The sequence below is a fragment of the Ruegeria sp. N10 genome (assembly GCF_056531545.1).
Genome location: NZ_JBQFLY010000003.1, coordinates 266,341 through 290,746 on the forward strand (window position 1 = coordinate 266,341; position 24,406 = coordinate 290,746).

Annotated in this window: 26 protein-coding genes; 17 read left to right on the forward strand and 9 right to left on the reverse strand. The window is 56.8% G+C overall.

What is annotated here, in order from left to right:
* Entirely contained in the window at positions 1–714 is a 714-nt protein-coding gene (locus ACR0JI_RS06890; protein WP_480474185.1) for a helix-turn-helix transcriptional regulator, read from the forward strand.
* 87 nt (positions 715–801) lie between these two features.
* The gene (locus tag ACR0JI_RS06895) at positions 802–2,094 is read left to right on the forward strand and encodes a lytic murein transglycosylase (RefSeq protein WP_480474184.1); all 1,293 of its coding nucleotides are present in this window, start codon (positions 802–804) and stop codon (positions 2,092–2,094) included.
* A gap of 50 nt (positions 2,095–2,144) precedes the next feature.
* Here the strand turns inward: ACR0JI_RS06895 and ACR0JI_RS06900 are convergent, their stop codons facing one another.
* Both ACR0JI_RS06900 and ACR0JI_RS06905 read right to left on the reverse strand, forming a co-directional pair.
* Complete coding sequence (locus ACR0JI_RS06900) at positions 2,145–3,542, reverse strand: aspartate aminotransferase family protein (RefSeq protein WP_480474183.1); 1,398 nt, start codon at positions 3,540–3,542, stop codon at positions 2,145–2,147.
* A 77-nt stretch (positions 3,543–3,619) separates the two neighbouring features.
* Positions 3,620–4,303, reverse strand: a complete 684-nt coding sequence (locus tag ACR0JI_RS06905) for a GntR family transcriptional regulator (protein WP_480474182.1) — start codon at positions 4,301–4,303, stop codon at positions 3,620–3,622.
* 140 nt (positions 4,304–4,443) lie between these two features.
* On the opposite strand from ACR0JI_RS06905, the gene ACR0JI_RS06910 reads away from it, so the two are divergent.
* From ACR0JI_RS06910 to ACR0JI_RS06930, 5 genes are all read left to right on the forward strand, one after another.
* Positions 4,444–5,529 (forward strand): polyamine ABC transporter substrate-binding protein, encoded by a 1,086-nt coding sequence (locus ACR0JI_RS06910; protein WP_480474181.1) that lies wholly within the window; start codon positions 4,444–4,446, stop codon positions 5,527–5,529.
* A gap of 69 nt (positions 5,530–5,598) precedes the next feature.
* On the forward strand, positions 5,599–6,726 hold the full coding sequence (locus ACR0JI_RS06915) for an ABC transporter ATP-binding protein (RefSeq protein ID WP_480474180.1): 1,128 nt from the start codon (positions 5,599–5,601) through the stop codon (positions 6,724–6,726).
* Positions 6,726–7,616 (forward strand): ABC transporter permease subunit, encoded by an 891-nt coding sequence (locus ACR0JI_RS06920; RefSeq protein WP_480474179.1) that lies wholly within the window; start codon positions 6,726–6,728, stop codon positions 7,614–7,616. Before ACR0JI_RS06915 ends, ACR0JI_RS06920 begins: the two co-directional genes overlap by 1 nt.
* Entirely contained in the window at positions 7,613–8,431 is an 819-nt protein-coding gene (locus ACR0JI_RS06925; RefSeq protein ID WP_480474178.1) for an ABC transporter permease, read from the forward strand. The genes ACR0JI_RS06920 and ACR0JI_RS06925 overlap by 4 nt, the downstream gene beginning before the upstream one ends.
* Positions 8,428–9,732, forward strand: a complete 1,305-nt coding sequence (locus ACR0JI_RS06930) for an NAD(P)/FAD-dependent oxidoreductase (protein ID WP_480493900.1) — start codon at positions 8,428–8,430, stop codon at positions 9,730–9,732. The genes ACR0JI_RS06925 and ACR0JI_RS06930 overlap by 4 nt, the downstream gene beginning before the upstream one ends.
* Here ACR0JI_RS06930 and ACR0JI_RS06935 read toward each other — a convergent pair.
* From ACR0JI_RS06935 to ACR0JI_RS06945, 3 genes are read right to left on the reverse strand one after another with little or no spacing between them, the layout of a single operon-like run.
* Positions 9,725–10,612, reverse strand: coding sequence for a phosphotransferase (locus ACR0JI_RS06935; RefSeq protein ID WP_480493899.1), 888 nt, complete (start codon positions 10,610–10,612; stop codon positions 9,725–9,727). The two genes, ACR0JI_RS06930 and ACR0JI_RS06935, sit on opposite strands and share 8 nt — an antisense overlap.
* Before the next feature lie 50 nt (positions 10,613–10,662).
* On the reverse strand, positions 10,663–11,325 hold the full coding sequence (locus ACR0JI_RS06940) for a flagellar hook capping FlgD N-terminal domain-containing protein (protein ID WP_480474175.1): 663 nt from the start codon (positions 11,323–11,325) through the stop codon (positions 10,663–10,665).
* Between the two features lie 3 nt (positions 11,326–11,328).
* The gene (locus ACR0JI_RS06945) at positions 11,329–12,573 is read right to left on the reverse strand and encodes a flagellar hook-length control protein FliK (protein WP_480474174.1); all 1,245 of its coding nucleotides are present in this window, start codon (positions 12,571–12,573) and stop codon (positions 11,329–11,331) included.
* Between the two features lie 110 nt (positions 12,574–12,683).
* Between ACR0JI_RS06945 and ACR0JI_RS06950 the strand changes: the two genes are divergently transcribed.
* The 6 genes from ACR0JI_RS06950 (at position 12,684) to ACR0JI_RS06975 (ending at position 16,374) form a co-directional block, all read left to right on the forward strand.
* Entirely contained in the window at positions 12,684–12,959 is a 276-nt protein-coding gene (locus ACR0JI_RS06950; RefSeq protein ID WP_480474173.1) for a rod-binding protein, read from the forward strand.
* The gene (locus tag ACR0JI_RS06955) at positions 12,949–13,308 is read left to right on the forward strand and encodes a flagellar biosynthesis protein FlgN (protein ID WP_480474172.1); all 360 of its coding nucleotides are present in this window, start codon (positions 12,949–12,951) and stop codon (positions 13,306–13,308) included. Before ACR0JI_RS06950 ends, ACR0JI_RS06955 begins: the two co-directional genes overlap by 11 nt.
* A gap of 210 nt (positions 13,309–13,518) precedes the next feature.
* On the forward strand, positions 13,519–14,730 hold the full coding sequence (locus ACR0JI_RS06960) for a flagellin N-terminal helical domain-containing protein (protein ID WP_209505009.1): 1,212 nt from the start codon (positions 13,519–13,521) through the stop codon (positions 14,728–14,730).
* Between the two features lie 77 nt (positions 14,731–14,807).
* The gene (gene flaF / locus ACR0JI_RS06965; RefSeq protein WP_267366590.1) at positions 14,808–15,182 is read left to right on the forward strand and encodes a flagellar biosynthesis regulator FlaF; all 375 of its coding nucleotides are present in this window, start codon (positions 14,808–14,810) and stop codon (positions 15,180–15,182) included.
* Positions 15,182–15,583 carry a flagellar biosynthesis repressor FlbT gene (flbT, locus tag ACR0JI_RS06970; protein ID WP_480493898.1) on the forward strand — a complete coding sequence of 134 codons (402 nt, stop codon included), beginning with the start codon at positions 15,182–15,184 and terminating at the stop codon, positions 15,581–15,583. The genes flaF and flbT overlap by 1 nt, the downstream gene beginning before the upstream one ends.
* Positions 15,580–16,374, forward strand: coding sequence for a DUF1217 domain-containing protein (locus tag ACR0JI_RS06975; protein ID WP_480474171.1), 795 nt, complete (start codon positions 15,580–15,582; stop codon positions 16,372–16,374). Before flbT ends, ACR0JI_RS06975 begins: the two co-directional genes overlap by 4 nt.
* A 76-nt stretch (positions 16,375–16,450) precedes the next feature.
* Here the strand turns inward: ACR0JI_RS06975 and ACR0JI_RS06980 are convergent, their stop codons facing one another.
* From ACR0JI_RS06980 to ACR0JI_RS06990, 3 genes are all read right to left on the reverse strand, one after another.
* Positions 16,451–18,025, reverse strand: a complete 1,575-nt coding sequence (locus ACR0JI_RS06980; RefSeq protein WP_480493897.1) for a DUF427 domain-containing protein — start codon at positions 18,023–18,025, stop codon at positions 16,451–16,453.
* Positions 18,026–18,129: 104 nt separating this feature from the next.
* Entirely contained in the window at positions 18,130–18,831 is a 702-nt protein-coding gene (locus ACR0JI_RS06985) for a winged helix-turn-helix domain-containing protein (protein WP_267365085.1), read from the reverse strand.
* Positions 18,803–19,090 carry a hypothetical protein gene (locus ACR0JI_RS06990; RefSeq protein ID WP_209505003.1) on the reverse strand — a complete coding sequence of 96 codons (288 nt, stop codon included), beginning with the start codon at positions 19,088–19,090 and terminating at the stop codon, positions 18,803–18,805. Before ACR0JI_RS06990 ends, ACR0JI_RS06985 begins: the two co-directional genes overlap by 29 nt.
* Positions 19,091–19,266: 176 nt before the next feature.
* On the opposite strand from ACR0JI_RS06990, the gene ACR0JI_RS06995 reads away from it, so the two are divergent.
* The 4 genes from ACR0JI_RS06995 to ACR0JI_RS07010 all read left to right on the forward strand — a co-directional run bounded on the left by ACR0JI_RS06995 (position 19,267) and on the right by ACR0JI_RS07010 (position 23,186).
* Entirely contained in the window at positions 19,267–19,725 is a 459-nt protein-coding gene (locus ACR0JI_RS06995) for a hypothetical protein (RefSeq protein WP_480493896.1), read from the forward strand.
* Between the two features lie 110 nt (positions 19,726–19,835).
* The gene (locus tag ACR0JI_RS07000; protein WP_480474167.1) at positions 19,836–20,453 is read left to right on the forward strand and encodes a ribonuclease HII; all 618 of its coding nucleotides are present in this window, start codon (positions 19,836–19,838) and stop codon (positions 20,451–20,453) included.
* Between the two features lie 107 nt (positions 20,454–20,560).
* Positions 20,561–21,664, forward strand: a complete 1,104-nt coding sequence (locus tag ACR0JI_RS07005) for a site-specific DNA-methyltransferase (protein ID WP_209505001.1) — start codon at positions 20,561–20,563, stop codon at positions 21,662–21,664.
* Between the two features lie 139 nt (positions 21,665–21,803).
* The gene (locus ACR0JI_RS07010; RefSeq protein ID WP_480493895.1) at positions 21,804–23,186 is read left to right on the forward strand and encodes an adenylate/guanylate cyclase domain-containing protein; all 1,383 of its coding nucleotides are present in this window, start codon (positions 21,804–21,806) and stop codon (positions 23,184–23,186) included.
* Positions 23,187–23,251: 65 nt separating this feature from the next.
* On the opposite strand, the gene ACR0JI_RS07015 is transcribed toward ACR0JI_RS07010, so the two are convergent.
* Complete coding sequence (locus ACR0JI_RS07015; protein ID WP_480493894.1) at positions 23,252–24,388, reverse strand: alkane 1-monooxygenase; 1,137 nt, start codon at positions 24,386–24,388, stop codon at positions 23,252–23,254.
* Positions 24,389–24,406: the final 18 nt, after the last annotated feature.

A 24,406-nucleotide genomic window follows, 5' to 3' on the forward strand; every position in this document is an offset into this window, starting at 1 on the left:
ATGTCCCGCACCGCCCGTTTGTTCCAACTGATGCAAGCCCTGCGTTCTGGCCCTTCGCCTAGAACATCCGAACAGTTGGCGCAGGATTTGGGTGTTTCGGCCCGAACAATTCATCGGGATATTGATGCATTGCGCGGACTGGGTGCCGTGATCGATGGCGAAGCGGGGTTTGGCTTTACGCTGATCGAGGACGCAACCCTGCCCCCATTGGGGTTCACTGATGATGAGCTTGAAGCGTTGGTTCTGGGCCTGCGCGAAGTTCAGGTGATTGGCGATCCGGCTTTGTCGGGCGCAGCGGGCACGGCCCTGCGGAAACTTCAGGGACGCTTGCCGCAACGCCAGTCCCACCGGCTCAGCCATGCGGTTCTGGCTGCTACGCGGTTCAACCGCCCGCCTGAACCCACGATTGACGTGGCCACTCTGCGGCAGGCGACGTGGGATGAGCGCGCGGTTGAGTTTTTCTATACGGACGCGAAAGGCGACGCTACGCACAGGCGCGTCAGCCCTTTGAGCATCGTCTATCTGGATCACTCGAACGTGTTGTTGGGCTGGTGCCACCTGCGACAGGATTTTCGCGTTTTCCGGTTGGATCGCTTACAGGACATGTCAGTGACGGAACAAAGTTTCAGGCCGAACCGCGTGCCCCTGCTGCGCGAGGCATTGGAACGCATTCGGGCAGAGCGTGCTGCGCAGGAGCGAGAGGCGAACGTCTGAGCACTTTGTGAATTTCTGATTCTGCGCTACCCTGTGGTCGAGCAGTAATCAGGAAAAAACGGAATGCGAAAATGCGTAGGCGGCGTCATGACCGTCGCATTGTGGGCATCCATAGTGCAGGCGGAAACAACAGAAAACACCAGATGGGCAGACAGCGGGATTTCACGCGCAGCGCTGCAACTGGCTTCGGCGGATGTGACCGTTTCGATCCGTCCGGTCCCGCGCCCGTTGATTGAGGCCTTGCCCGTGGCTTCTGCGACAACGGCAAGGTTTCAGTCCTGGCTTGGCGCCTTTCAGGGACGCGCGCGGCGGCAGGGCATTTCGCAGGGAACACTGACTCAGGTGTTTTCGGGGATGAGCTATGACGAAGATGTCCTGGAACGGGATCGCAATCAGGCGGAGTTTTCGAAACCCATCTGGGAGTATCTTGAAACCGCAGTGTCGGAAACGCGCCTGTCGAACGGGCGCGCCGCCCTGCAGCGGCATCGGCAGGTGTTGAACCGGATCGAGGCTGAATACGGTGTCGAAAAAGAGGTGGTCGCTGCCATCTGGGGGCTTGAAACCTCTTTCGGGTCTTATCGCGGCAGCAGTCCAACGCTTCGTTCATTGGCAACACTAGCCTTTGATGCGCGGCGGGCACAATTCTTTGAAACGCAGTTGGTCGCTGCCCTGCGGATCGTGCAGGCTGGCGATATCAGCGCCGGCAAGATGCTTGGCAGTTGGGCCGGCGCAATGGGGCATACGCAATTCATGCCCACGTCATATCTGGATCACGCGGTGGATTTCGACGGTGATGGCCGACGGGATATCTGGTCGGATGATCCGACGGATGCGCTGGCTTCGGCGGCGTCTTATCTGGCGCGGCATGGTTGGACCAGGGGTCAGCCATGGGGCGTGGAGGTGCGTTTGCCCGCCGATTTCGATTACGCCTCAGCCCGTCGTGATTTTACGCTGATGCCGTCTGAATGGGCCGCACAGGGTGTCGTGTCGCGGGATGGCACCGTCGTGCCGGATCATGGGAAGGCCGCGATCCTGCTTCCGGCCGGAAGTCAGGGCGTCGCGCTGATGATCTTTGACAATTTCAACGTGATCGAGGCGTATAATGGGGCCGATGCCTATGTGATCGGCATCGGGCATCTGTCTGACCGGCTTGCAGGGGGCTCAGCGTTTCGGGCCAGCTGGCCGCACGGCGACCGGGTGCTGAGCTTTACCGAGAAAAAGGAATTGCAGAACCGTCTGACGGATGCGGGCTTTGACACAAAGGGTGTCGACGGGCGCACCGGGCCAAATACGATCAACGCGGTTCGGGCGTATCAACTGGCGCAGGGGCTGGTCCCGGACGGATACCCCACGCCAAACCTGCTGGAGAGGTTACGGTAAAGAAAAGGCGGCCCGAATGGGCCGCCTTTGAAGACGCATAAGTCGCTAAATCAAGATGCGGCTTTCATCAGCCCTTGTGCAATGATCTCGGCCTGCGCTTCGTCCAGCGACTTGTAGATCCGCACGAACATCTCGTCGATATCCGCAGGTGTCAGGATCAGCGGGGGTGAAATGATCATCCGGTCGCCGACGTGGCGCATGATCAGGTTATTGGCAAAGCACCGATCACGGCAGATATAGCCGACCGTGCCGGGTTCGGATGCGAATTTGGCGCGGCTTGCTTTGTCCGGGGTCAGCGCGATGGAGGCCATCATGCCAACGATCTTGGCCTCACCCACCAGCGGATGATCTGCCAGTGCTTCCCACTTTTCTTTCAGATAGGGGGCGGCAACGTCGCGCACATGCTCAACGATCTTCTCTTCTTCGAGGATGCGCAGGTTCTCCAATGCCACGGCAGCCGCGACCGGGTGGCCGGAATAGGTATAGCCGTGGTTGAATTCGGTACCGCCAATCACTTCGGCGATTTCGTCGTTCACGATGGACCCGCCGATGGGCGCATAGCCCGAGCTAAGGCCCTTGGCGATGGTCATGATATGCGGCTTGATGCCAACGGTTTGCGACCCGAACCAGTTGCCTGTCCGGCCAAATCCGCAGATGACCTCGTCAGCTATCAGCAAGATATCGTACTTGTCGCAGATACGCTGAATTTCCGGCCAGTATGTATCGGGCGCGACAATCACACCGCCTGCACCCTGAACCGGCTCGGCGATAAAGGCGGCTACCCGGTCTTCGCCCAACTCCTCAATCGCCTCTTCCAGCTCGCGCGCGCGGGCCAGACCGAATTCTTCGGGCGACATGTCGCCGCCTTCGGCCCACCAGTTGGGTTGGTTGATGTGGTGGATGTTCGGGATCGGAATGCCACCCTGTGCGTGCATCCCGGCCATACCACCCAGCGAGGCCGAGCCCACGGATGAGCCGTGATAGGCGTTCTTTCGGCTGATGATGATGTTCTTGTCAGGCTGGCCCTTCTGGGCCCAGTAGGTGCGCACGAGGCGGATATTGGTATCGTTTGCCTCGGACCCGCCTGCTGCGAAAAAGACATGGTTCAGGTCGCCCGGAGCCAGTTCGGCAATCTTGGCAGCCAAAGCAATCGCCGGGACGTGGGTCGTTTTGAAGAAGGTGTTGTAATAGGGCAGCTCGCGCATCTGGCGCGCGGCAACATCAGCCAGCTCATCACGCCCGTACCCGATATTGACGCACCACAGGCCCGCCATCGCGTCCAGAATTTCTTCGCCTTCGCTGTCAGTCAGATAAACGCCAGTGGCACGTGTGATCACGCGCGCCCCTTCCTTCCCCAGCGCACCATTGGCCGAGAAGGGGTGAATGTGATGCGCCGCATCCAGCGCCTGCAACTCGGCGGTCGGCATATGGTTGGTGATTATAGACATCGGAGAATCTCCTTCAAGAACGCAGTTGGCGAACACAATATGATCAAATTTTTTCCTGTCAATCGAATCAGGCTGAATCAGACGGACGTCAATGCTTCCGCCATCAGGTCCATGCCTTGTTCGATGTCCTGGGCGGTTGCCTTTGCGGTCATTTCAGCGTCACCGACGCGCAAAGCGGCAATAATGTCCTTGTGCCGATCCGGAAGGCTCTGTGTGCCGAAGCGCCCGCAGACAACACGCAATGAGGGGCCAAACCGCAACCAAAGTCTTTCAGCCAGGTCACTGAGGATCGGCGCGTTTGCGTAAGAATACAGCGTTTCGTGAAAAGCCTGGTTCAAACGCAGATAGCCACCGACATCTCCATCGGCGATCATGCGATCCAAATGCCTGTCCAGGCGTTCCAAGTGATCAATGTCCTGCGTTTTCAGGTTGGCGGTTGCACGTCTGGAAAGCTCTGATTCTATTGAAATTCTGGCGAAGATCATCTCTTCAATATCGTTGGAGTTCAGCAACGGTACACTGACGCGCCGATTGCCCTGGAAAACCAACCCTCCATCCGAGATCAACCGGCGAATCGCTTCGCGGACCGGAGTCATCCCAACACCCAGCGAATCAGTCAGACCCTGGATTGTGACGGGCTGACCTGGGACCAGTTCACCGAACAGAATCTGTGATCTGAGTGTTTGGTAAACCTGCTCATGCGCGGGTTGTTTGCCCCCTTCGGTCGACGGCGCATATGCCTTATTTTTGATCAAATCCAATTGGTTCTTCCTATTTCGACTAAGCCTGACTTGTCAGGTGACTGGCCACGTGAAACCATACGCTGGATCGAGGGAAAACGCAAAACTTGATCAAATCCAAAAAAACGGGAAAATACCCGTACACTTGCAGGGAGAAGAATATGACAATCAAAACGCTGACCATGACAGCGGTCATCGCATTGGGGACTTCGGCGGCATTTGCCGAAGAGGTGCGTGTTTACAACTGGTCCGACTACATCGACGAAGAACTGCTGAGCAAGTTCGAAGCAGAAACAGGTCTGACCCTGATCTATGACGTGTTCGACAGCAACGAGGTTCTGGAAACCAAGATGCTGGCCGGTGGCTCGGGCTATGATGTGGTTGTGCCGTCAGGTACATTCCTTCAGCGCCAGATCCAGGCCGGCGCGTTTCAGCAGCTGGACCAAAGCAAGCTTTCGAACGCCGGAAACCTTTGGGATGTAATCGAAGAACGAACCGCCGGCTATGACCCGGACAACGCGTATTCGATCAACTACATGTGGGGAACAACCGGGATCGGCGTGAATGTCGGTAAGGTCAAAGAGGTTCTGGGCGACGACATTGCCCTGAACAGCATGGACTTGGTCCTGAAACCCGAGAACATGGAAAAGCTGGCCACTTGCGGTGTGCATTTCCTGGATGCCCCGGCCGAAATTATTCCCATGGTGCTGCAATACCTTGGAGAAAACCCTGACAGCCACGACGCGGACGTGATCGGCAAGACCGAAGCGGTTTTGACAGCAGTCCGCCCGCATATCCAGAAATTCCACAGCTCGGAATATATCAATGCGCTGGCAAATGGCGACATCTGCGTTGCTGTTGGCTGGTCGGGTGACATCCTTCAGGCACGCGACCGTGCCGCAGAGGCAGATAACGGGGTAGAGATCGAATACCACCCCTTCGCCGAAGGGTCACTGATGTGGTTCGACCAGATGGCAATTCCTGTCGATGCTCCAAATCCCGAAGGCGCGCACACGTTCCTTAACTTCATTCTGGACGCCAACAACATGGCGGCGGCATCGAACTATGTGTATTACGCCAACGGCAACAAAGCGTCTCAGGAATTTCTGGAAGAGGACGTGATCGGCGATCCGGCCATCTACCCGGATGATGCCACGATGCAGAACCTGTACATCACGACACCTTATCCGGCGAAAACGCAGCGGGTCGTGACGCGTCTGTGGACCAAGGTCAAATCGGGCACCTGATCCGAATTGCACCGGCAGGGCGGCGCCGCCGCCTTGCCTCTCTTTTCAGCTATTCGAACGAGGGCCGTAGTGAATTCTGACGTCTTTGCGCCATGGGATGACCCGCAGGCGAAACCCTTGATCCAGTTCCGAAACGTGACCAAGCGTTTTGGTGAATTTACTGCCATCGACAACCTGTCTCTGGATATCTTCGAGCGAGAGTTCTTTGCCCTGCTTGGTCCGTCTGGATGTGGCAAAACGACGATGATGCGGATGCTGGCCGGGTTCGAAACACCGACCGAAGGCCAAATCCTGCTTGGAGGGAAGGATATCGACCCAATCCCGCCCAATAAGCGTGCCGTAAACATGATGTTCCAGTCCTATGCCCTTTTTCCGCATCTTAGCGTCTGGGAAAACATCGCCTTTGGCCTGCGCCGGGACAGAATGCCCAAACATGATCTGGAAGACCGGGTCGAAGAAATGCTGCGCCTGACCCGGCTTGAACAGTTCGCCCGCCGTAAACCGCATCAGATTTCGGGTGGGCAGAGGCAGCGTGTGGCGCTGGCGCGCTCGCTTGCCAAGGCACCCAAGCTTTTGCTGCTGGATGAACCGCTGGGCGCACTGGACAAGAAATTGCGCCAGGATACCCAATTCGAACTGATGGATATTCAGGAAAAAACCGGCACCACATTCGTGATCGTTACGCACGATCAGGAAGAGGCCATGACAGTCGCCAGCCGTGTGGCGGTGATGGATCAGGGTCAGCTTATGCAGGTTGCCACTCCGGACCGGATTTACGAAAATCCTGCCTCGGTCTATGTCGCTGATTTCATCGGGGACGTGAACATCATAGAAGGGCGCGCGACATCTGTCGGAGAGGATACCTATCAGGTAGACTGGGCTGAAGGGCAAGCGCCGCTGACCGCAGCGTCAGCGAAGAACTTTGAAAACAGTCAGTTGTGCCATCTGGCGATCCGCCCGGAAAAAGTGACAATCTCGGCTGAGCGTCCGGCGGATGCAGTGAATGCGGTGCAAGGCAAGGTTCATGACATCGCGTATCTGGGCAATCTGTCCACTTATCACGTTGAACTTGCAAACGGCACAATCATCAAGGCGCAGACGGCCAATACCCGCCGCATCTCGCGCCGTTCATTCACCTGGGAAGACCCGGTCTGGCTGTCCTGGACGGCCACCGCTGCGGTTCTGCTGGTCGACTGATGCGCCGTGCTGTTCTGATCGCCATACCTTATGTCTGGCTGTTGGCGCTGTTCATGGTGCCATTCTTCATCGTTCTGAAGATTTCGCTGTCGGATACCGCGCTTGCGATCCCGCCCTATACACCGACACTGGATTTTTCCGCTGGTTGGGCGGGGATCAAAGAGTTCTTCAGCCAACTTGATCTTGAAAACTTCGTCTGGCTGACCGAGGACGACCTGTATTGGAAAGCGTATCTGTCCAGCGTCAAGATCGCTTTGATCTCAACCTTCCTGACTTTGCTGGTTGGTTACCCCATCGCCTATGGCATGGCCCGTGCGCCCGAGGAATGGCGGCCAACGCTGATGATGCTGGTGATCCTGCCTTTCTGGACGTCATTCCTGATCCGGGTTTATGCTTGGATGGGCATTCTGTCGAATGAAGGGTACCTTAACCAACTGCTTCTGTGGACGGGTATCATTTCGACGCCTTTGACGATCCTGAACACCTCGACTGCCGTCTATATCGGTATTGTTTACACCTATCTCCCGTTCATGATCCTGCCGATTTATTCGTCATTGGAACGTATGGATGGTTCGCTGATCGAGGCGGCCGAGGATTTGGGTTGTTCGAGGGCACAAGCCTTCTGGCTGGTCACCGTTCCACTGTCCAGACCGGGCATCATCGCAGGTTGTTTTCTGGTGATGATCCCCGTGATCGGCGAGTTTGTGATCCCGTCACTGCTGGGTGGGTCCGGCACGCTGATGATCGGCAAGGTGTTGTGGGAAGAGTTCTTCTCGAACCGAGACTGGCCCGTGGCAAGTGCTGTCGCGATCGTGCTGTTGCTTATTCTGGTCGTTCCCATCGTGCTGTTCCAGCGCAACCAGCAGAAACAGGCGGAGGCTGACGGATGAACAGATTAAGCTGGTTCAATACGGTTTCGCTGACGCTGGGTTTCGCGTTCCTGTATATTCCGATGATCATCCTGATCATCTTCAGCTTTAACGAAAGCAAGCTGGTCACGGTTTGGGCCGGGTTTTCGACCAAATGGTATGGCGAACTGGTTCAGAACGAGGCATTTCTGGATGCCGCATGGGTCACGGTCCGGGTTGCGGTGTTTTCTTCGACATTGGCAACCATTCTGGGGACTGCGGCCGCTTATGTGCTTGTCAGGGGCAAGCGGTTCTTTGGTCGGACACTGTTTTCCGGCATGATCTACGCACCGCTTGTGATGCCCGAGGTGATCACCGGCCTGTCGCTGCTGTTGCTCTTTATCGGGATCGGGCTGGACCGGGGTATCCTGACCATCGTTCTGGCGCACACAACATTTTCGATGTGTTTTGTGTCGGTTGTCGTCTCGTCACGGCTTGTGACATTCGACAAATCGCTGGAAGAAGCCGCTTTGGATCTGGGTTGTTCACCCGCGCAGGCCTTTGGTCTGGTCACCCTACCGATTATCGCGCCCGCGGTAATCTCGGGCTGGCTGCTGGCTTTCACATTGTCGCTGGATGATCTGGTTATAGCGTCGTTCACATCGGGCCCGTCGGCGACGACCCTGCCGATCAAGATCTTTTCGGCCGTGCGGCTGGGCGTCAGCCCCGAGATAAACGCGCTGTCGACGATCATGATTGCGGTCGTGACGGTTGGGGTGATAACGGCCTCACTTGTGACCAAGCGCGCCATGATGCGTCAACGGCAGGACGAGCAGGCCGCTGCGCGCACCGAATGAAACGGATATTTCCCGAATACACCTATGGTGCGGGTCCTCGTGATGGTTGCTGGTGGGACGAGACCATTGCAAACCCGAACTGGCCAGAGTTTCAGGGCGATCTGAACGTTGATGTCGCCATCGTCGGTGGCGGCTTTACAGGGGTCTCAGCGGCTTTGCATCTGGCTGAAAACGCGACCTCGGTTGCTGTGCTCGAGGCAGGCCCACCGGGGTGGGGCGCATCAGGCCGCAATGGCGGTTTCTGCTGTCTTGGCGGGTCAAAGCTTGGGCAAAAATCCATGGCGCGCCGCTACGGCCGCGAAGCGGCTCAGGCCTATGAGACGGCTGAACAAGACGCGGTACAGCTGGTTGCCGATCTGCTGGCGCGGCATCGGATAGATGCGGATACGCATTCCAAAGGTGAAACCCAACTGGCCCATTCGCGACATGCGATGGATGTCCTGCGCCGACACGCGGACGAGACCGGCATTCTGCACCAAGCTGCTGATTTGCCAGCGCTTGGTATGGGTGGTGCATTCTTCGGAGGGTGTACTCTGCCGGTCGGCTTTGGGCTCAATCCCCGGAAATACCTGTTCGGGTTGGCAAGCGCTGCGGCGGCTTCGGGTGTGAATTTCTTTCAGAACACCCCCGTTTTGAACATTGAAAAAACAACGTCCGGCTTCAGACTGCAAACAAGCGCAGGGCAGGTTAACGCTCAGGTCGTGCTGATTTGTACCAACGGGTATTCTAGCGAAGACATCCCCGATTGGATGTCCGGACGCTACTTGCCTGCGCAATCGACGGTTATGGTAACGCGCCCGCTTAGCCAGGCAGAACTATCGGCGCAGGGCTGGAACTCGGACCAGATATGTTACGACACGCGCAATCTTCTGCACTATTTTCGCCTGATGCCGGATGGGCGCTTTTTGTTCGGAATGAGAGGCGGCTTGTTATCGTCGCCCCGGTCCGAGGCCGCGATCCGGGCAAAGGTTCAACAGGATTTCAAACGCATGTTCCCGGCCTGGGCGGCGGTTGAGGCGACTCATATCTGGTCAGGTATGGTGTGCCTCTCGCGAAGCCTGATGCCTTTTGTTGGTGCCGTGCCCATGCAGCCAGGCATGTTTGCCGGATTTGCGTATCACGGCAACGGCGTCGCTATGGGCACATACAGCGGACGCGCATTGGCACGGCTGGCTTTGGGCAAGGATGCCCGTTTGCCTGCCCCGATGAGGCAAACTCCTGAACGGTTTCCGTTGGGCCGCTGGCGTCGCGCATTGATGCCACCGGCATACGCCTTGTTTGCGCTTTCGGACCTCAGGTGAATTCGTTCGGATTCAGGGTTTCGATTTCCAGTTTCAAGCCTTCGGAATAGTCGGGTGCACCGTTTTCCGCGCGCCACAGGCAATAAGCGGCCATGCGCCAAGCATACCATGGCTTGAGCCGTTGATAACGGGCAACAATCTCGGGTCTGCGATAGGCGGACAGAAACTGAACTTCTTCCGCGTCCGACAATGGTGAGCCCCGGTACAACCTTTGCATTGCCGGGGACAGAAACAGCGCAAGGTCTTCGCACGGGTCGCCAAAGGCCGGGCATTGCCAGTCGATCAAGGTCAGGCCGCGGGACGCGACCAGAATATTTCCAGCGACCGGGTCGCCATGGATCAGGCAAGTCTTGGTCGTGGAAGGAACAGATATCGAAGGTTGCAGTTTTGCCAGTTCTTTTCGGGTTTCTGACCTGCACCCTTGCAGAATTCTGTGCCCATGGGCCATCAGGTCCGCGCTGCCGTTACTCCCGGCGGGCGCAGGAATGGTGTTGGGCAGCGAGTGCAACCTGCGCAGCAGTTCACCAACCTTGTCCGACCCATTCCGCCAAGGTGTTCCGGGTGCGTGGTCGTAAAACACCCAATGCGCGTTCCTGTGCTGTCCTGCGGCGCGCAGCCTTGGTACAAATCCGGTCGGACCAAGCGCCTTGAGGCAGAGAGCTTCCAGCTTTGCATCATTTCGAAACAAGGGGTTGCGTAAGGTCGGGCTGTAGAGCTTCAGTACTTTGTCGCCGTTGTCCCCCAGCACTTTCCACACCCTGTTGGTCCGACCACCATACAGGATTTCGAACTGCGCGTATATGTTGACCAACCCCATAGTGCTGAGGTGTTCAACCAGATCATGAGGGGGGGCAGGCAGGTCGGGCAGAGGTCTTTTCACTTCTTCTGGCGAGTCAAGTTGCCAACCTTTGGCCCGTCCAGCCCAACAGATCAAGCGCCCGTTCGAACAGCCGTGACCAGATCTGCGGGAATCACCTGACCGCCTTGCAGGGTCAGCAGAACAGCATCTTCTCCCACCTGCGCCTCGACGACCCGGTTATAGGCAGCGACGGGTTTCTCGGAAATCAGCCGGTCATTCTTGTAGCTTTCAAGCGTCGCGGTGTAGTTGCCAGCAGCCATCGGATCACCTGAGGAACTTACACCTGCCCAAGCAAACTCCGTCGCCGTTGTAGGAACAGAAACCGTGTCGACGACTGTGCCTTCATGATCACGGATCACCAGTTTGGTTGCGTCCGCGTCAGAATCCGCGCGCGAAAACAGGGTCACTGGCTGGCCGTTGAAATGAAAACCCGAGGCAGATCTGACGTCCATTCCGACCCAGCTTGCAAGGTCGTTCAGATTGACACTGCCAAGCGTGCTGGTCAGGGCGGAAAGCAGGTCATTGGTTTGAACCTGTTGTTCAACCATCGAAAACTGCGCAAGTTGCGATGCGTATTCGGTTGAGTCCATCGGCTCCAGCGGGTCCTGATTCTGGGCTTGCGCGGTCAGCATCAACAGAAACGTTTCGAAATCCGAAGTGATCGCAGAACTTCGGGACGGACCGGCAGTTTCCTGAGATGTGGCAGCCTGTGTGGCAGTGACGGGTGTGATCATCTTTCAATATCTCATATCGATGCCCCTGACCGGAGCAGGAGTTTGTGGATGTGGCGTGGCTTGCGCGAGGTGTACGTTCCGAACCAGTTCGGATTCCGGTGTGGCCTGAGCGTCGAATTCATTTGCCGGTTTATCCCGTGCACCTGAATCCGACGGAGTCCCCAGATCGATGTTCAGGTTTCCATAGCCCAGTTTCTGAAACTCCTCCGTAAGAACGGACAGGTGGCGGCGTATAAGTTCCATCGTGTCCGGGCGTTCGGTGGCGATTGTCATCTGGAGCCCGTCATCCCTACCGTTCAGCACAATGGATACACGCCCCAGTTCTTCGGGGCTTAGCGAGATTTCCATGATGCCGGTTCCCGGTCGGGTCTGAATCGTTGCCGCCAATTGCCCGGCTATAGCACGAGCAATTTCAGCACGGGCGGACGGAGAGGGTATCGCCGTGTGTTGTGCCACCTCGCGGGGGGCTTGCTGAACGGGTTCGTTTAAGGCGATGGACCCCGCGTCAACCTCCTGCGCCGGTGTCGCCTGTTCCGCTTCGATTGAGTTGAGGATCAGTTGAAGCTGCGCAACCGGTGTCGCGCGGTTTGGATTTGTCGGCTTGGGCGTGGCAGCGACTTCTGCTGTCTCGGGCGCCGCCTTTGTGCTTTCAAGGAGCCGTTCGGTTTTCACCCCGGTTGTCTGGTCCTTAGATTGGGGTGGCTGGCCCAAAACAGGCAAAGCCTCTGTGGGTTTTTGGGCAGGCACGACCTGGGTCGAAGCGGCGTGAACCTGCCTTTCGGTTGGTTGCCCAGGCACAAAGGGTTGAATGTCGGTCTGACGGGGTAGACCCGTTGACGCAACGGTTTGTTCCGGTTCTGTCGTGCCCGTTGCGGGGATATCCGCCCTAGCAGGTATAAACGGCGCGGGATGCACCGTATTCGCCGTAGGCGTTTCAAACGTTCCGACAATTTCGGTCTGCGGTGAAATGTTATCTGCCAACTCTGGTGCCCGAGGTGAAATCGCCACGACAGATGCCTCAGCCGTGTTTGGCAGAATGGCCTCCACCTCAATCTCGGCAGTTTCGTCGGTGGTTTCGATAGAAGCGTCCAAAACCGTATTGTCGGTGGCGGGACTTGTTTCGTTTCCCTGTTCAAGGATGTCCTCGAAACTGCCCACCCCGGTAGCACGACCCGGTTCTTTTGCGGGCGAATTGGGTTTCGCAGTTGCTGTTGGCGCTGCGGCCGCCAGCGTTAGTGGTTTGGGCATTTTGCTCTGGCTCCGTGTGACTGATCAGAACTCTGCCCGCAGGAAGTTACGTTTATTTTAACCGCTTTCACCTTTGATCGAGAAAGTTCGAAGCATTTTCGGAGAATACCATGCAGGTTTCGACATTTCCCCAGGCGGTTCAAACGCCCTTGACCCAGACCCGACTAAAAAGCGCGGCCATCGAGTTGGAGGCCGCATTCCTCAGCGAAATGATGAAGTCCGCCGGATTGGGCAAAACGCGCCAGTCCTTCGGTGGCGGGGCCGGTGAAGACCAGTTCTCTTCGTTTCTAGTTCAGCATCAGGCCCGGCAACTGGCCCGGGCTGGCGGAGTGGGCTTATCAGAAATTCTGCTGAAATCTTTGATGGAGAAAACCGATGACGTCTGAGGTCGACATGGCACTGATCAAATCTCTGGAAGAAGTTCTGGATCTGGAGCGTGCGGCGCTTGTGCAGGGTGATCTGGATCGTCTGACGCATATGGTGCCGGAAAAAGAAAAACTGATTGGCGCGATCAACGACCTTCAGGTGCTGAACAGCGATGCACTCATGCGGGTTCAGCAGAAAGTCGAACGCAATCAGGCATTGCTGAACAGTGCCGCCGACGGGATTCGGGCCGTCGCCAGCCGCATGGCTGAACTGCGACGGGTTCGGCAGGAATTCAGCACGTACGGCGCGGATGGGCAACGAAGTGAGTTTTCCGTTCGAAATACGGCAAAGCTGGAAAAACGCGCATAGGCCTGGGTTTGATTCAAATCTGAAACACCTGGTTCGGGCGTTTTAGCACTCCGTTAGGGGATCGGGCTCAAAAGTGATGCTGCACCTGGAAACATCAGGTGGCGCGAACAGCCACGCGGCGCGTCGCACAAGTCAGAAAGACACCAATGCCCGCAGATATTGTGGGGTGAACATGGGCGAAAATCGCCCGAAGGCAAAAGGATAAAAGCTATGTCCAGCATTCTGACAAACAATGGCGCGATGGTTGCGCTGCAAACTCTCAAGTCGGTCAACAAGAACCTGGCGATGACCCAGAACGCGATTTCGACCGGTAAGGACGTCGCGACAGCCAAGGACAACTCGGCGGTTTGGGCGATCTCGAAAGTGATGGAGTCCGACGTCAAGGGCTTTAACGCGATCAAAGACAGCCTCGCGCTGGGCGAATCGACTGTTGCGGTTGCGCGAAATGCGTCTGAAACTGTCACCGACCTCTTGACCCAGATGAAAAGCAAGATCGTCGCGGCGCAGGAAGACAACGTTGATCGCGGTAAGATCAATGACGATGTGACCGCACTGAAGGATCAGATCGCATCGGTTGTCAGCGCGGCCCAGTTCAACGGTCTGAACCTTGTTGACGGCTCGACCGGCTCTGCATCGATCCTCGCATCGCTGGATCGGGACAACACCGGGGCAGTGACTGCGTCGTCAATCTCAGTCTCGGGGCAGAACCTGTCGACCGGTGGATATGTCACCAAACAGGTTTTCGACGGCTCTACCGGCGCATCGACCGGCAATGACCGCGTGGGGGCAACCATTGACAATGGTGCAACGGCCGCGACGGCGTTGGTGACCGATGAATCCAGCGGCGCTTTCGCGGCCGGAGACAAGGTTGTCGTCGCCATTAACGATCAGGTTGTTTCCTATACCGTTTCCGCGGAAGATGCTGCTGCGACGACGACCGGTGACCTTGTTGCTGTCGGATTGAAATCGAAGATCGAAGAGCTGGGAATTACCGGCCTGACCGTCGATTACGACTCCGGCACTGCGGGTACGTTGTCGGTTACAAACGGCACAGGATCTGACATCTCGTTCTCGGCTCAGTTCGTGAATGCGGGTGCCGGTGGTTTGGGCGCGCTGGCAGGTATTGATGTGTCGACAGGTGCGGGGGCAACCGCTGCGTTGGCGGCTGTCGAATCGCTTATCGATACTTCGATTGATGCCTCGGCCGCCTTTGGCTCGGCGCAGGGTCGTATCGAGACCCAGAAAGAGTTCATTTCGAATCTCTCTGACTCGTTCAAATCCGGTATCGGTGCGCTGGTCGACGCTGACATGGAAGAAACCTCGGCGCGTTTGCAGGCCCTTCAGGTGCAGCAGCAGTTGGCAACACAGTCGCTTTCGATCGCCAACCAGGCACCGCAGTCGATCCTGTCGCTGTTCCGCTAATACGCAACGCGGTCCGGGGCGCGGTTTTCGCACCCCGGTCGTGACTAACTGACGACGGCTTTTTGGAAGGATTTCAAGTGACCCCGCAAACCCTCGCTCAATACACCTATGCGCAAGCCGCCGCGCCGACGCGAACGCCCCGTGACACTGAATATGAGGCAATTTCCAGAATTACACGGCGTCTCAAGGCGGCCACGGCGCGCAAGGCAACGGACTTCTCAGCGTTTGTTCAGGCCGTGCACGAGAACCGCCGGTTATGGGGGGTGTTGGCGACAGGTGTCGCGGATTCGGCAAACGCTTTGCCGAACGATATTCGCGCCAGGATTTTCTACCTTGCCGAGTTTACGGAACTGCACAGCAGCCGCATTTTAGCGGACGGCGCGTCCATCGAACCATTGCTTGAAATAAACACGGCGATTTTGCGCGGATTGCGCCAGATGAGGGCAACCTGATGAGCGGGCTGGTTTTGAAACTCGCCCCGAAGGAAAGAGTGCTGATCAATGGTGTCGTGATTGAAAACGGCGACCGCCGTGGCCGGTTTTCAATCATGACGCCGCAGGCCAATGTCCTGCGGTTGCGCGATGCGATACATCCGGATGAAGTAAATACTCCGGTGCGCCGTGTCTGCTATGCCGCGCAACTTGTTCTGTCCGGAGACATGGATCCGGCTCGGGCGCGTCAACACCTGTTGCGCAGCGTGGAAGAGCTGAGCCAGGTTTTTACAGATACAGACAGTCGCCGTGTGTTGTCCGAGGCAACAGACGCTCTGGTGGCCGAGCAATACTATAAATGCCTCAAGTCACTTCGCTCGCTTCTTCAGCGCGAAGAACGGTTGATGGCCTATCAGCAATGAGCTTTCAACCGGTCATCCCCACTGGCGGGATCGTCGGCTGGCGGTTTCTGCAACGTACTTATCAAGGTCAGTTTCAAAGTTTCTCGTCTTCGGCAGTGAATGAGAGGGAGACGAAGTATTTCCTGGACAACATTGGGAAAGTGAAGACCGCCGAACAGTTGGTTTCGAACCGCAGATTGTTGCAGGTCGCTTTGGGTGCCTTTGGGTTGGAGGCGGATGTGGACAACCGGTTCTTTATCCGAAAAATTCTGGAGGATGGAACCCAGGCGGAGGACGCTTTGTCCAATCGTTTGGCAGATAAACGGTACCGGGAATTTTCGGATGCTTTCGGGTTTGGCCCGGGGGCTGTTCGAAAAACGGTGCTGGTTACCAATATGGAACAGATAGCCCAGGCCAATCTGTCTGCGCGGTTTGAGATAGCGGTCGGACAGTCGGATGAGACGATGCGCATTTCGCTCTATGCCCAGCGCGAGCTGTCTGATCTGGCGAAAAGCGGAAGCAGTACAGATACGAAATGGTTCGATCTTATGGGATTGCCCCCGCTGCGCAAAATGATGGAAACGGCGCTTGGGCTACCGCAGTCATTCGCCCAACTGGATATCGACAAACAATTGGTCGAGTTCAAAAGCCGGCTATTCAATCTGACTGGATCGGATGATCTGGCACAGTTTTCGGACCAGAAAGCAGTTGAGAAACTGACCGACACCTATCTGGCCAGAAGTCAAATCGCGGGTCTTCAGAGTACGATATCGCCAGCGCAGACCGCTTTGATCTTGCTTGGGGCCGTGTGATCAGAAGACACGGGGCAAAAGCCCGGGCCGCAATCAAGTATCCGACGTCTCTCGTTTAACCTGCACAAACCACATGTTAACCGTTCAAAATCTCGTCGGCCGTGGTGTGCAAAGCGTAGCATACAACGGGTCGAGACACGTTGTGCAGGTTGACCGCGCCTAACGGTATAGCGTTAGAACAGGCAGGCTCGATATCTTCGGAAACGACTATGCGATGCCCTTCGGTTTTCCCATATTCGCCCAACCGCGCTGCTATGTTGGCCGCTTGTCCAATAACCGTAAAATCAAGACGTTCACGAGAGCCCACATTGCCATAGGTGACGCGCCCATAAGCCACACCAATCGAACAGTCGCAATGTATGCCCGTACCTGCTTTGCGCAACTCACCCAATGTTTCGACGATCTTGATTGCCGAGCGCTGTGCGTTGGCACGGGCCGCGCTGGCGTTTTCATCGGTTGCCGGGAATACCGCCAGAACAGCGTCACCAATGAATTTCAGAACTTCGCCTTCGTTCTCGTGAACGATACCCGAGACGGTTTCAAAGAACTCGTTCAAAACACTGATATACGTGCCCCGCCCCAGTTTCTCTTCGAGGCTTGTCGAGTTGCGGAGGTCACAGAACATGATTGCCGCGTCGATCTCATCCCCGTCACCGCGTCGGATCTCGCCCCCCAGAACGCGTGCGCCAGAGCGTTTTCCAACATATGTTTCCAGCAAAACCTGCGCATTCTCGCGTTGCATGAACACTTCGTAAAAGCGTGCGATTACCGAGGAGCATTCGAATACAAGGCCCAGATTCTCGGTGGTGAAGCCGTTGGGGTGGTCACAGGTCAGGGTCAGAACGTTGGTTCGCCCGTCAGAAAAGGGCAACGGCATCGCGACATAGTCGGTGGCACCCTTGTCCCGCAACTCCTCCATGATCGGGAAGCTGTTATGCGGGTTATCGTCGTTCAGCCTTTGCCGTACGCCGCCTAACCCGTTCGAGACATGGCGCAACGGGCTGTTGATGAAAGCCGGGTGATCATAGATTTCGTAGGTCGGGGCGCGGGTCAGAATCTCGTCCTGATCCTTTTCCCAGATATAGTGTTTGCCCGCGATTAGGGGGTGCAAGGACCATGCCAGAATGCTCAGCCGCTGGATGGCAATGCCGTGCTCCAGCATCTTCTCGGCCAATGCCTTGGTAAAGCTTTCGGGAGTGGTCGCGGCCGAAGCACCGCGCATCAGCCAGTCGATCAGAGGTCCGCTGATATTGCCGTCGTCCGGCTCGCGCAGGCGATTGTCCCCCAGGTCAATCCGGGTGTAGGCGCCGGACACAAACCCGATACATCCCCGGATATCCGCGCTTTCCGGCAGGGCTTGTTCATAAGCCCAGACGGAATTGGTCAGAGGCCCCGAGGCCAGTTGGATGTCGTGGTAAGTGGCGGTGCCTTTGAACGGGCAGAATGTTTGCAGGTCTGTTTCTTCGCTCAGATCCACACATACATCTGCGCGGGGAACGTAAATCGTTGGCGGCAAACGCGTTTCATACATCACCTTTGCGTTTGTGCTTTCAGCCAAAAGAATGTCGTTCCGGTAAATGGCAATCCTGCCATCCAGCGACTCAACCGAGATTCCATATCCATTCATCTGTGGCGCGGCGTGGACGTTCATAAGCGACCTCCTCTGCCTGGGGTTTGTTTAGAATGGGGCTTTCCATCTGACATTCCAAGAGGCTGCAACGGGAATTTACCGGGTGCGAGCGACGCGTCAAAACATCAGACCATTTGAATGACGTCCTTCTCGATCGACAGCATGTACCCCTTCTTGGCAATATTCTTGACCAGCAGTTCGCTAACCATCTGGTTGCCAAGCGCATCGCGCAACCGTTTGATCCGTGTTGCGCCAGCGGCTTCGTCACAATCGGCAGCATCGCGACCGGAAATCATGGCCTCGATCTGGGCGCCGGACAACACCTCGTCATCCAACCGGGATTCCGCCAGAATCGACAGGGTTTCCATGGCGGCGGGTGTCAGTTTGAAATCCATGTTGTTAAGGTAGACAGTGTTTTCTTCGCGACTGATCAGCAGCGACGTCACCTGAATGCCGGTACGTTCGATCTGCGCCATGCGCCGGTTCAACAAGACCAGCATCACCAGAAAGACCAACGCCGAGATCATCATCGCGCTGGCAAAAACCAGCAACACATAGATCACCATCCGGTAACTGGACAGGGTGTCAGCAAAGGCGGTGCCCGATTGGGCCAGAATTTCAAGCAGGCGAATCTCGGTCTGTGACGTCAGATCGGCCTCGACAAACAGCCGTTCGACACGAGCGTTGAACGCATTTGCGTCCGGCAAGGTCCAGAACAGGAAAACGGCAGCGGTGATCAGAATGACGACAATGGCCGCGATGCCCAGCACAACCAGGCGGACACCCGACCGGCGTGCATCAGAAACGGAGATAGAATTGTCCGGCATTGCCTTTCCTCTGATCCAACCCTTCCGGCCCGAAAACGGACTGCACTTCAAGCAAGGTCCAACCTGATGCGTTCAGGCGCTGGGCGATTTCTGCCCGGGCCTGCCCCTTGTCGCAGTTTGTGACCTGCATAACGCCGTAATGCAAACGCAGCGGGTTGTCCTTCTTGGCTTTGTAGTCCGCATAACAATCTGCCGCTGTCGCAGCAGAACCAAGCGATAACAGGGCCGCAAAGGTCAGAGAAGAGAGGATCTGTTTCATAGGCCGCATCCTGCGCATGAGTTGCCACGATATTCAATAACTCAAGGGGATTGCGGCACCTGATATCCGATAACACCGGGCCGTTATTGCTTGTCTGGGGCAGGTGTCCCCACTTTCAGGGCAATCAGCACGCGGTCCGTCATACGGTCGCACGAACATCCGAAAGGACAGGCATCATGCATAAGAAATTCATCGCTTTGATCATTGCAACCGCAGTTGCGATTACCGGTGTTTCAGCTTCTCAGGCGAAGGCGGCCGACGCAAAGGACATTCTAGGGGGGCTTGCGGCCATCGCAATTATAGGTGCCGGTGTTCATTACTATAACAAGGAAAAGAAAAAGGACCGGGCGACGCGTCAACAGACCTATACCCATACACCATATGTGGCGCAGCAAGTGCGCCCGTTACCGCCGCATGTGGCGCGGTACGACCTGCCCCAGCGCTGCCTGCGCACCTATGATGGGTATTCGCAGGATCATCCGCTGCTTGGGCCGAAATGTCTCGAGAAACATTACAAACATGCCAATAGCCTGCCGCAAGAGTGCAAGGTCGGTTTCTGGAATGGCAAAAAGGTCAGGCAGGCCTATGAACCTGCATGCCTGCGCCAGAAGGGATACCGCGTCGTTTATCAGTAGTTTGGGTTGAGCAGGAACGGTGCCAAAGAAGTGCCGTGAGAGAGAGGGTGGTGTGGACCGTCCTCTCTTTTCTTCTTGCGGTGCTACGCGAAACGCGGTTTTCCAAGGGAATGACAATGCCAAACTTCGAACTTGAGCAGGCGCTGCTGGACATGGGCCACATCCGTATCGCCGGTGTGGATGAGGTCGGGCGCGGCCCATTGGCCGGGCCGGTTGTGGCTGCCGCCGTGATTCTGAACCCGAAGCACTTTCCTGACGGCCTGAATGACTCGAAAAAGCTGACCGCAAAACGCCGGGCTGCGCTGGACGCTGAGATTCGAAACACTGCTGAGTTCGCGGTAGCCGAAGCTTCTGTAGCCGAAATTGATGAGGTCAATATTCTGAGGGCGTCGCACTTGGCGATGATGCGCGCGGTAGAGGCGTTGACCCCGGCACCTGATTTTCTGCTGATTGATGGCAACCTGATACCGCAGGGTCTGAGAATTCCGTCACAGGCCGTTGTGAAGGGCGATGCACGATCGGTGTCGATCGCGGCTGCTTCGATCCTGGCGAAAAACTGGCGCGATCAGGTGATGGTGGATTTAGCGCAACAGCATCCGGGTTATGGGTGGGAAACCAACGCGGGCTATCCGTCAAAACAACACAAGGAAGCGCTGCGAAATCTTGGCGTGACCCCACACCATAGGCGTTCGTTCAAACCGGTGCACAATATCTTGTATCAAGAGTAAATCGTAAGTTGCTGATTCAAAAAAGAATTTGACGGCGAATCGACTTTGACTCATCCTTGTCTCAACCAAATGAGCGCAAAAGCGCCGTGGACACTTGAGGCAGTGATATGACAACAACCACCAAAAAGGGCGCAAAAGCGCTCCCTTTAAACACGATTCTCTCCGGGGACTGCATCGATGTGATGAACAGTCTACCCGAGGCGTCCGTGGATCTGATTTTTGCGGACCCGCCGTATAACCTGCAATTGAAAGGTCAGTTGCATCGTCCGGATAATTCGCAGGTCGATGCGGTGGATGATCATTGGGATCAGTTCGCAAGCTTCGGGGCGTATGACCAGTTTACGCGCGAATGGCTGAAGGCGGCACATCGTCTGCTGAAACCCAATGGTGCGATCTGGGTGATCGGGTCTTATCACAACATTTTCCGCGTGGGGTCAGCGCTGCAGGATGCCGGATACTGGATCCTGAACGATGTTGTGTGGCGTAAGTCGAACCCGATGCCGAATTTTCGCGGCAAGCGGTTCACCAATGCGCATGAAACGATGATCTGGGCGTCCAAGCGCGAAGGCGCGAAATACACCTTCAACTATGAGGCGCTGAAAGCTCTGAACGAAGGTGTGCAGATGCGCAGCGACTGGGTGCTGCCGATCTGCACCGGGCATGAGCGCCTGAAGGACGAAAACGGCGACAAGGCGCATCCGACGCAAAAACCGGAATCGCTGTTGCACCGCGTGCTGGTCGGCTCGACCAACCCCGGCGATGTGGTGCTGGACCCGTTCTTTGGTACCGGAACCACCGGGGCCGTCGCCAAGATGTTGGGGCGCGAGTTCATTGGTATCGAGCGAGAGGAAAGCTATCGCAAGGTGGCTGAAAAACGCATCGCCAAGGTCCGCAAGTTTGATCGCGAAGCTCTGGAAGTCAGCGCCAGCAAACGTGCCGAGCCACGCGTGCCATTCGGCCAGCTGGTCGAACGCGGGATGTTGCGCCCGGGTGAAGAGCTTTATTCCATGAACCAGCGCCACAAGGCAAAGGTGCGTGCGGACGGAACGCTGGTGGGCGACAATGTCAAAGGGTCAATCCATCAGGTCGGCGCGCATCTGGAAAACGCACCGTCCTGCAACGGCTGGACATACTGGTGCTTCAAACGGGACGGCAAGACCGTACCGATTGATATCCTGCGGCAACAGATCCGCGCAGAAATGCACAACTGAATTCACGAACACCGCCGGTGCCTGTGGCCTGACACATGGCACTATACCTTGCCCCGCCGATCAACCGGCGGGGTCTTTTGTTTTGCCTTCAACAGTGATTGCATAAGGCTGCCTAGCCTCCGCAAGAAAGACCACAGCCATGACCGAGACGACCGCACAGCCCCGCCGAAGCCTGTTTTTCACCCAGCCCGATGCGTTTGATCTGGACAACAAATATACCGAGGCTGCGTTGGAACGGCACAAGCGCGAGGGTCTGGAACTGGCTGTGCGTGCGCGATGGGTGGCGATGGCGCTGACTGCGGTGCTGCTCATTTTTCTGAACCCGCAATGGGAGGTGCTTTGGTATCACTTCATTCTGCTGCTGATCTGCGGCAACGGGTGGTTGATCCGCCGTGCAGGTCGTGTCGGGCAATCGCGGGGCGAGTTGTTTTTGATTTTCGTCGACCTGCTGATCATGACGCTCGGGATGATCGTGCCCAATCCCTTCAGCGATGATGTCAGGCCATTGGCCATGCAATACCGGTTCGACAACTTTCAGTACTTCTTCGTCATTCTGGCCGCAGGCACGTTGGCTTATTCTTGGCGGACCGTGATCGCCATCGGAACCTGGACGGCGATTATGTGGACGATCGGTTGGATCGTTGCGTCGTGGGTCGCAACGCCTATTCCGGGGATCAGCGAAAAAGTTGCAGCCGCCCTGCAAGGCTACCCAGATGTTGCCGAGCTTCTGGATCCGAACAGTTTCATGGCGCCTCTGCGCATCCAGCAGGTGATCGTGTTCATGATGGTGGCCGTGACTTTGGGCATTTCGATGCAGCGGCTGAACCGGCTATTAATGAGCAACGCAGGGCTGGAACGGGAACGGGCCAACCTGTCACGCTATTTCTCGCCCAACGTGGTAGAGGAGCTGAGCCAGAATGACGAGCCGCTGAAACGGGTCCGAAAAGAGAATGTGGCCGTTCTGTTCATCGACATCGTCGGGTTTACAAAATACGCGGCCGGGCGTGACCCCTATGATGTGATCGAAGTGCTGCGAGGCTTTCACGCCCGCATGGAAACCGAGGTTTTTCGCCACCACGGAACCCTGGACAAGTATCTGGGGGATGGTCTGATGGCGACCTTTGGCACCCCGGTGCCTACACCGCTGGACGCGAGCAATGCGCTGGGATGCGCACGCGCGATGGTCGGCGTGATTGATCGATGGAACCTGGACCGCCGCCGGACGGGAGAGCCGGAAATCCGCGTCGGGATTGGGGTGCATTATGGCTCGGTCGTATTGGGCGACATTGGTGCGAACCGGCTTGAATTTGCTGTCATCGGGAATGCCGTCAACGTCGCAGCCAAGCTCGAGGCGCTGACGCGTGATTTGCAGGCGCGTATCGTGGTCAGTGATGCCGTGCGCGTGCGGATTGCAGAGGAAAACCAGTCTGCGTCGGTCGCCATGACTGGTTTTGCAGAGCTTACCGATCAATCCGTGCGCGGCGTGGAAACACCGATGGATATCTGGGTGATGAAAGGCTGAGGACCGTACACCCCACCAGAACAGCACCCTAAGCGCCGAGCCTGATGGGCAGGGCTGCGCATCGGTTACGCATCAGGTACCGGGTTCAGGGCCTTGTTATAGGCGTGCCAATCGGTGATCTCGGGGTAGTACTGGCGTCGCCATTCCCGGACCCGCGGGTTCATGACCCGCCGCCACAGCGGTGGGATCATCGCAGCCACAGTCATGACGGGATAGCCATAGGGCAGTTGCGGTGCCTTTTCGGGCGTGTGGTGTTGAAGCAGCGGAAACCGGCGGTTTGGTTTGTAGTGGTGATCCGAATGGCGTTGCAGATTGATCAGCAACCAGTTTGAAGCCTTCTGTGATGCGTTCCAGGAATGCCTGGGCAGGACGTGTTCATACCGCCCGTCCCCCAGATGTTTCCGGGTCAGGCCGTAATGTTCCACGTAGTTGACCAATTCCAGCTGCCAGATCGCGACACCGGCCTGCAACAGAAAAAGGGCCAGACCTGACCAGCCTCCGATCAGCGACGCCAGTGCCAGCATCCCCAATTGCAACGCCCAGTAACGCCAGAACGGGTTGGAGCGGTCGGTCCAGGGTCGGTCCTTGCGGGCCAGTTTTCCGCGTTCGGCGTTGAAGGCCGAGACCAGACTTTGCCGCAACACCCTAGGGTAAAAGCGGTGAAACCCTTCGTTGTATCGCGCCGTCACCGGATCGCGTGGCGTTCCTACATAACGGTGATGGACCAGCAGATGCTCGGACCGAAAATGAGAATAAAGCACCATGGCAAGAAGGATATCGCCCAGCCAGCGTTCCCAACGGCTTTTCTGATGCATCAGCTCGTGGCTGTAATTGATACCGACCGTACCCGAGATAACACCCATGCCAAAGAACAGGCCGATTTTCTCAGGCGTCGAAAGCTGGCTGCCGTGGCTCGCGTACCAGATCAGGCCAAACAAGGTAAGGAACTGAAGGGGTGCCCAAAGCTTGGTCAGCAGGATGTACCGTTGCAGATCGCCGTCCGGCGTCTCGGGGTCCGCATTTTCCACGTTGAGCCCGGTGATCCGGTCCAGCACGGCAAAGACCCACCAGGTCGAGATCGGGATCAGCAAAACCCACCATCCGCCCGCGAAAGCAGTGAACCAGATCAGCGGGATCAACAGCAGGGACACCCAGAAGGGTGATGCTGATTGCCAGCGTGCCAACGAGACTGTTGCGGTCATCTCTGGTGCTCCTGCTAG

Bases quoted from the DNA above. Each gene is read 5' to 3' on its own strand.
- flbT (WP_480493898.1), top strand. From the start codon at position 15,182: ATGAGCGGGCTGGTTTTGAAACTCGCCCCGAAGGAAAGAGTGCTGATC.
- ACR0JI_RS07015 (WP_480493894.1), bottom strand. From the start codon at position 24,388: ATGACCGCAACAGTCTCGTTGGCACGCTGGCAATCAGCATCACCCTTC.
- ACR0JI_RS06980 (WP_480493897.1), bottom strand. From the start codon at position 18,025: ATGAACGTCCACGCCGCGCCACAGATGAATGGATATGGAATCTCGGTT.
- ACR0JI_RS06940 (WP_480474175.1), bottom strand. From the start codon at position 11,325: ATGATCACACCCGTCACTGCCACACAGGCTGCCACATCTCAGGAAACT.
- ACR0JI_RS07010 (WP_480493895.1), top strand. From the start codon at position 21,804: ATGACCGAGACGACCGCACAGCCCCGCCGAAGCCTGTTTTTCACCCAG.
- ACR0JI_RS06900 (WP_480474183.1), bottom strand. From the start codon at position 3,542: ATGTCTATAATCACCAACCATATGCCGACCGCCGAGTTGCAGGCGCTG.
- ACR0JI_RS06895 (WP_480474184.1), top strand. From the start codon at position 802: ATGACCGTCGCATTGTGGGCATCCATAGTGCAGGCGGAAACAACAGAA.
- ACR0JI_RS06955 (WP_480474172.1), top strand. From the start codon at position 12,949: ATGACGTCTGAGGTCGACATGGCACTGATCAAATCTCTGGAAGAAGTT.
- ACR0JI_RS06945 (WP_480474174.1), bottom strand. From the start codon at position 12,573: ATGCCCAAACCACTAACGCTGGCGGCCGCAGCGCCAACAGCAACTGCG.
- ACR0JI_RS06925 (WP_480474178.1), top strand. From the start codon at position 7,613: ATGAACAGATTAAGCTGGTTCAATACGGTTTCGCTGACGCTGGGTTTC.
- ACR0JI_RS06985 (WP_267365085.1), bottom strand. From the start codon at position 18,831: ATGCCGGACAATTCTATCTCCGTTTCTGATGCACGCCGGTCGGGTGTC.
- ACR0JI_RS06975 (WP_480474171.1), top strand. From the start codon at position 15,580: ATGAGCTTTCAACCGGTCATCCCCACTGGCGGGATCGTCGGCTGGCGG.
- ACR0JI_RS06995 (WP_480493896.1), top strand. From the start codon at position 19,267: ATGCATAAGAAATTCATCGCTTTGATCATTGCAACCGCAGTTGCGATT.
- ACR0JI_RS06990 (WP_209505003.1), bottom strand. From the start codon at position 19,090: ATGAAACAGATCCTCTCTTCTCTGACCTTTGCGGCCCTGTTATCGCTT.
- ACR0JI_RS06930 (WP_480493900.1), top strand. From the start codon at position 8,428: ATGAAACGGATATTTCCCGAATACACCTATGGTGCGGGTCCTCGTGAT.
- ACR0JI_RS06950 (WP_480474173.1), top strand. From the start codon at position 12,684: ATGCAGGTTTCGACATTTCCCCAGGCGGTTCAAACGCCCTTGACCCAG.
- ACR0JI_RS06890 (WP_480474185.1), top strand. From the start codon at position 1: ATGTCCCGCACCGCCCGTTTGTTCCAACTGATGCAAGCCCTGCGTTCT.
- ACR0JI_RS07005 (WP_209505001.1), top strand. From the start codon at position 20,561: ATGACAACAACCACCAAAAAGGGCGCAAAAGCGCTCCCTTTAAACACG.
- ACR0JI_RS06960 (WP_209505009.1), top strand. From the start codon at position 13,519: ATGTCCAGCATTCTGACAAACAATGGCGCGATGGTTGCGCTGCAAACT.
- ACR0JI_RS06910 (WP_480474181.1), top strand. From the start codon at position 4,444: ATGACAATCAAAACGCTGACCATGACAGCGGTCATCGCATTGGGGACT.
- ACR0JI_RS06920 (WP_480474179.1), top strand. From the start codon at position 6,726: ATGCGCCGTGCTGTTCTGATCGCCATACCTTATGTCTGGCTGTTGGCG.
- ACR0JI_RS07000 (WP_480474167.1), top strand. From the start codon at position 19,836: ATGACAATGCCAAACTTCGAACTTGAGCAGGCGCTGCTGGACATGGGC.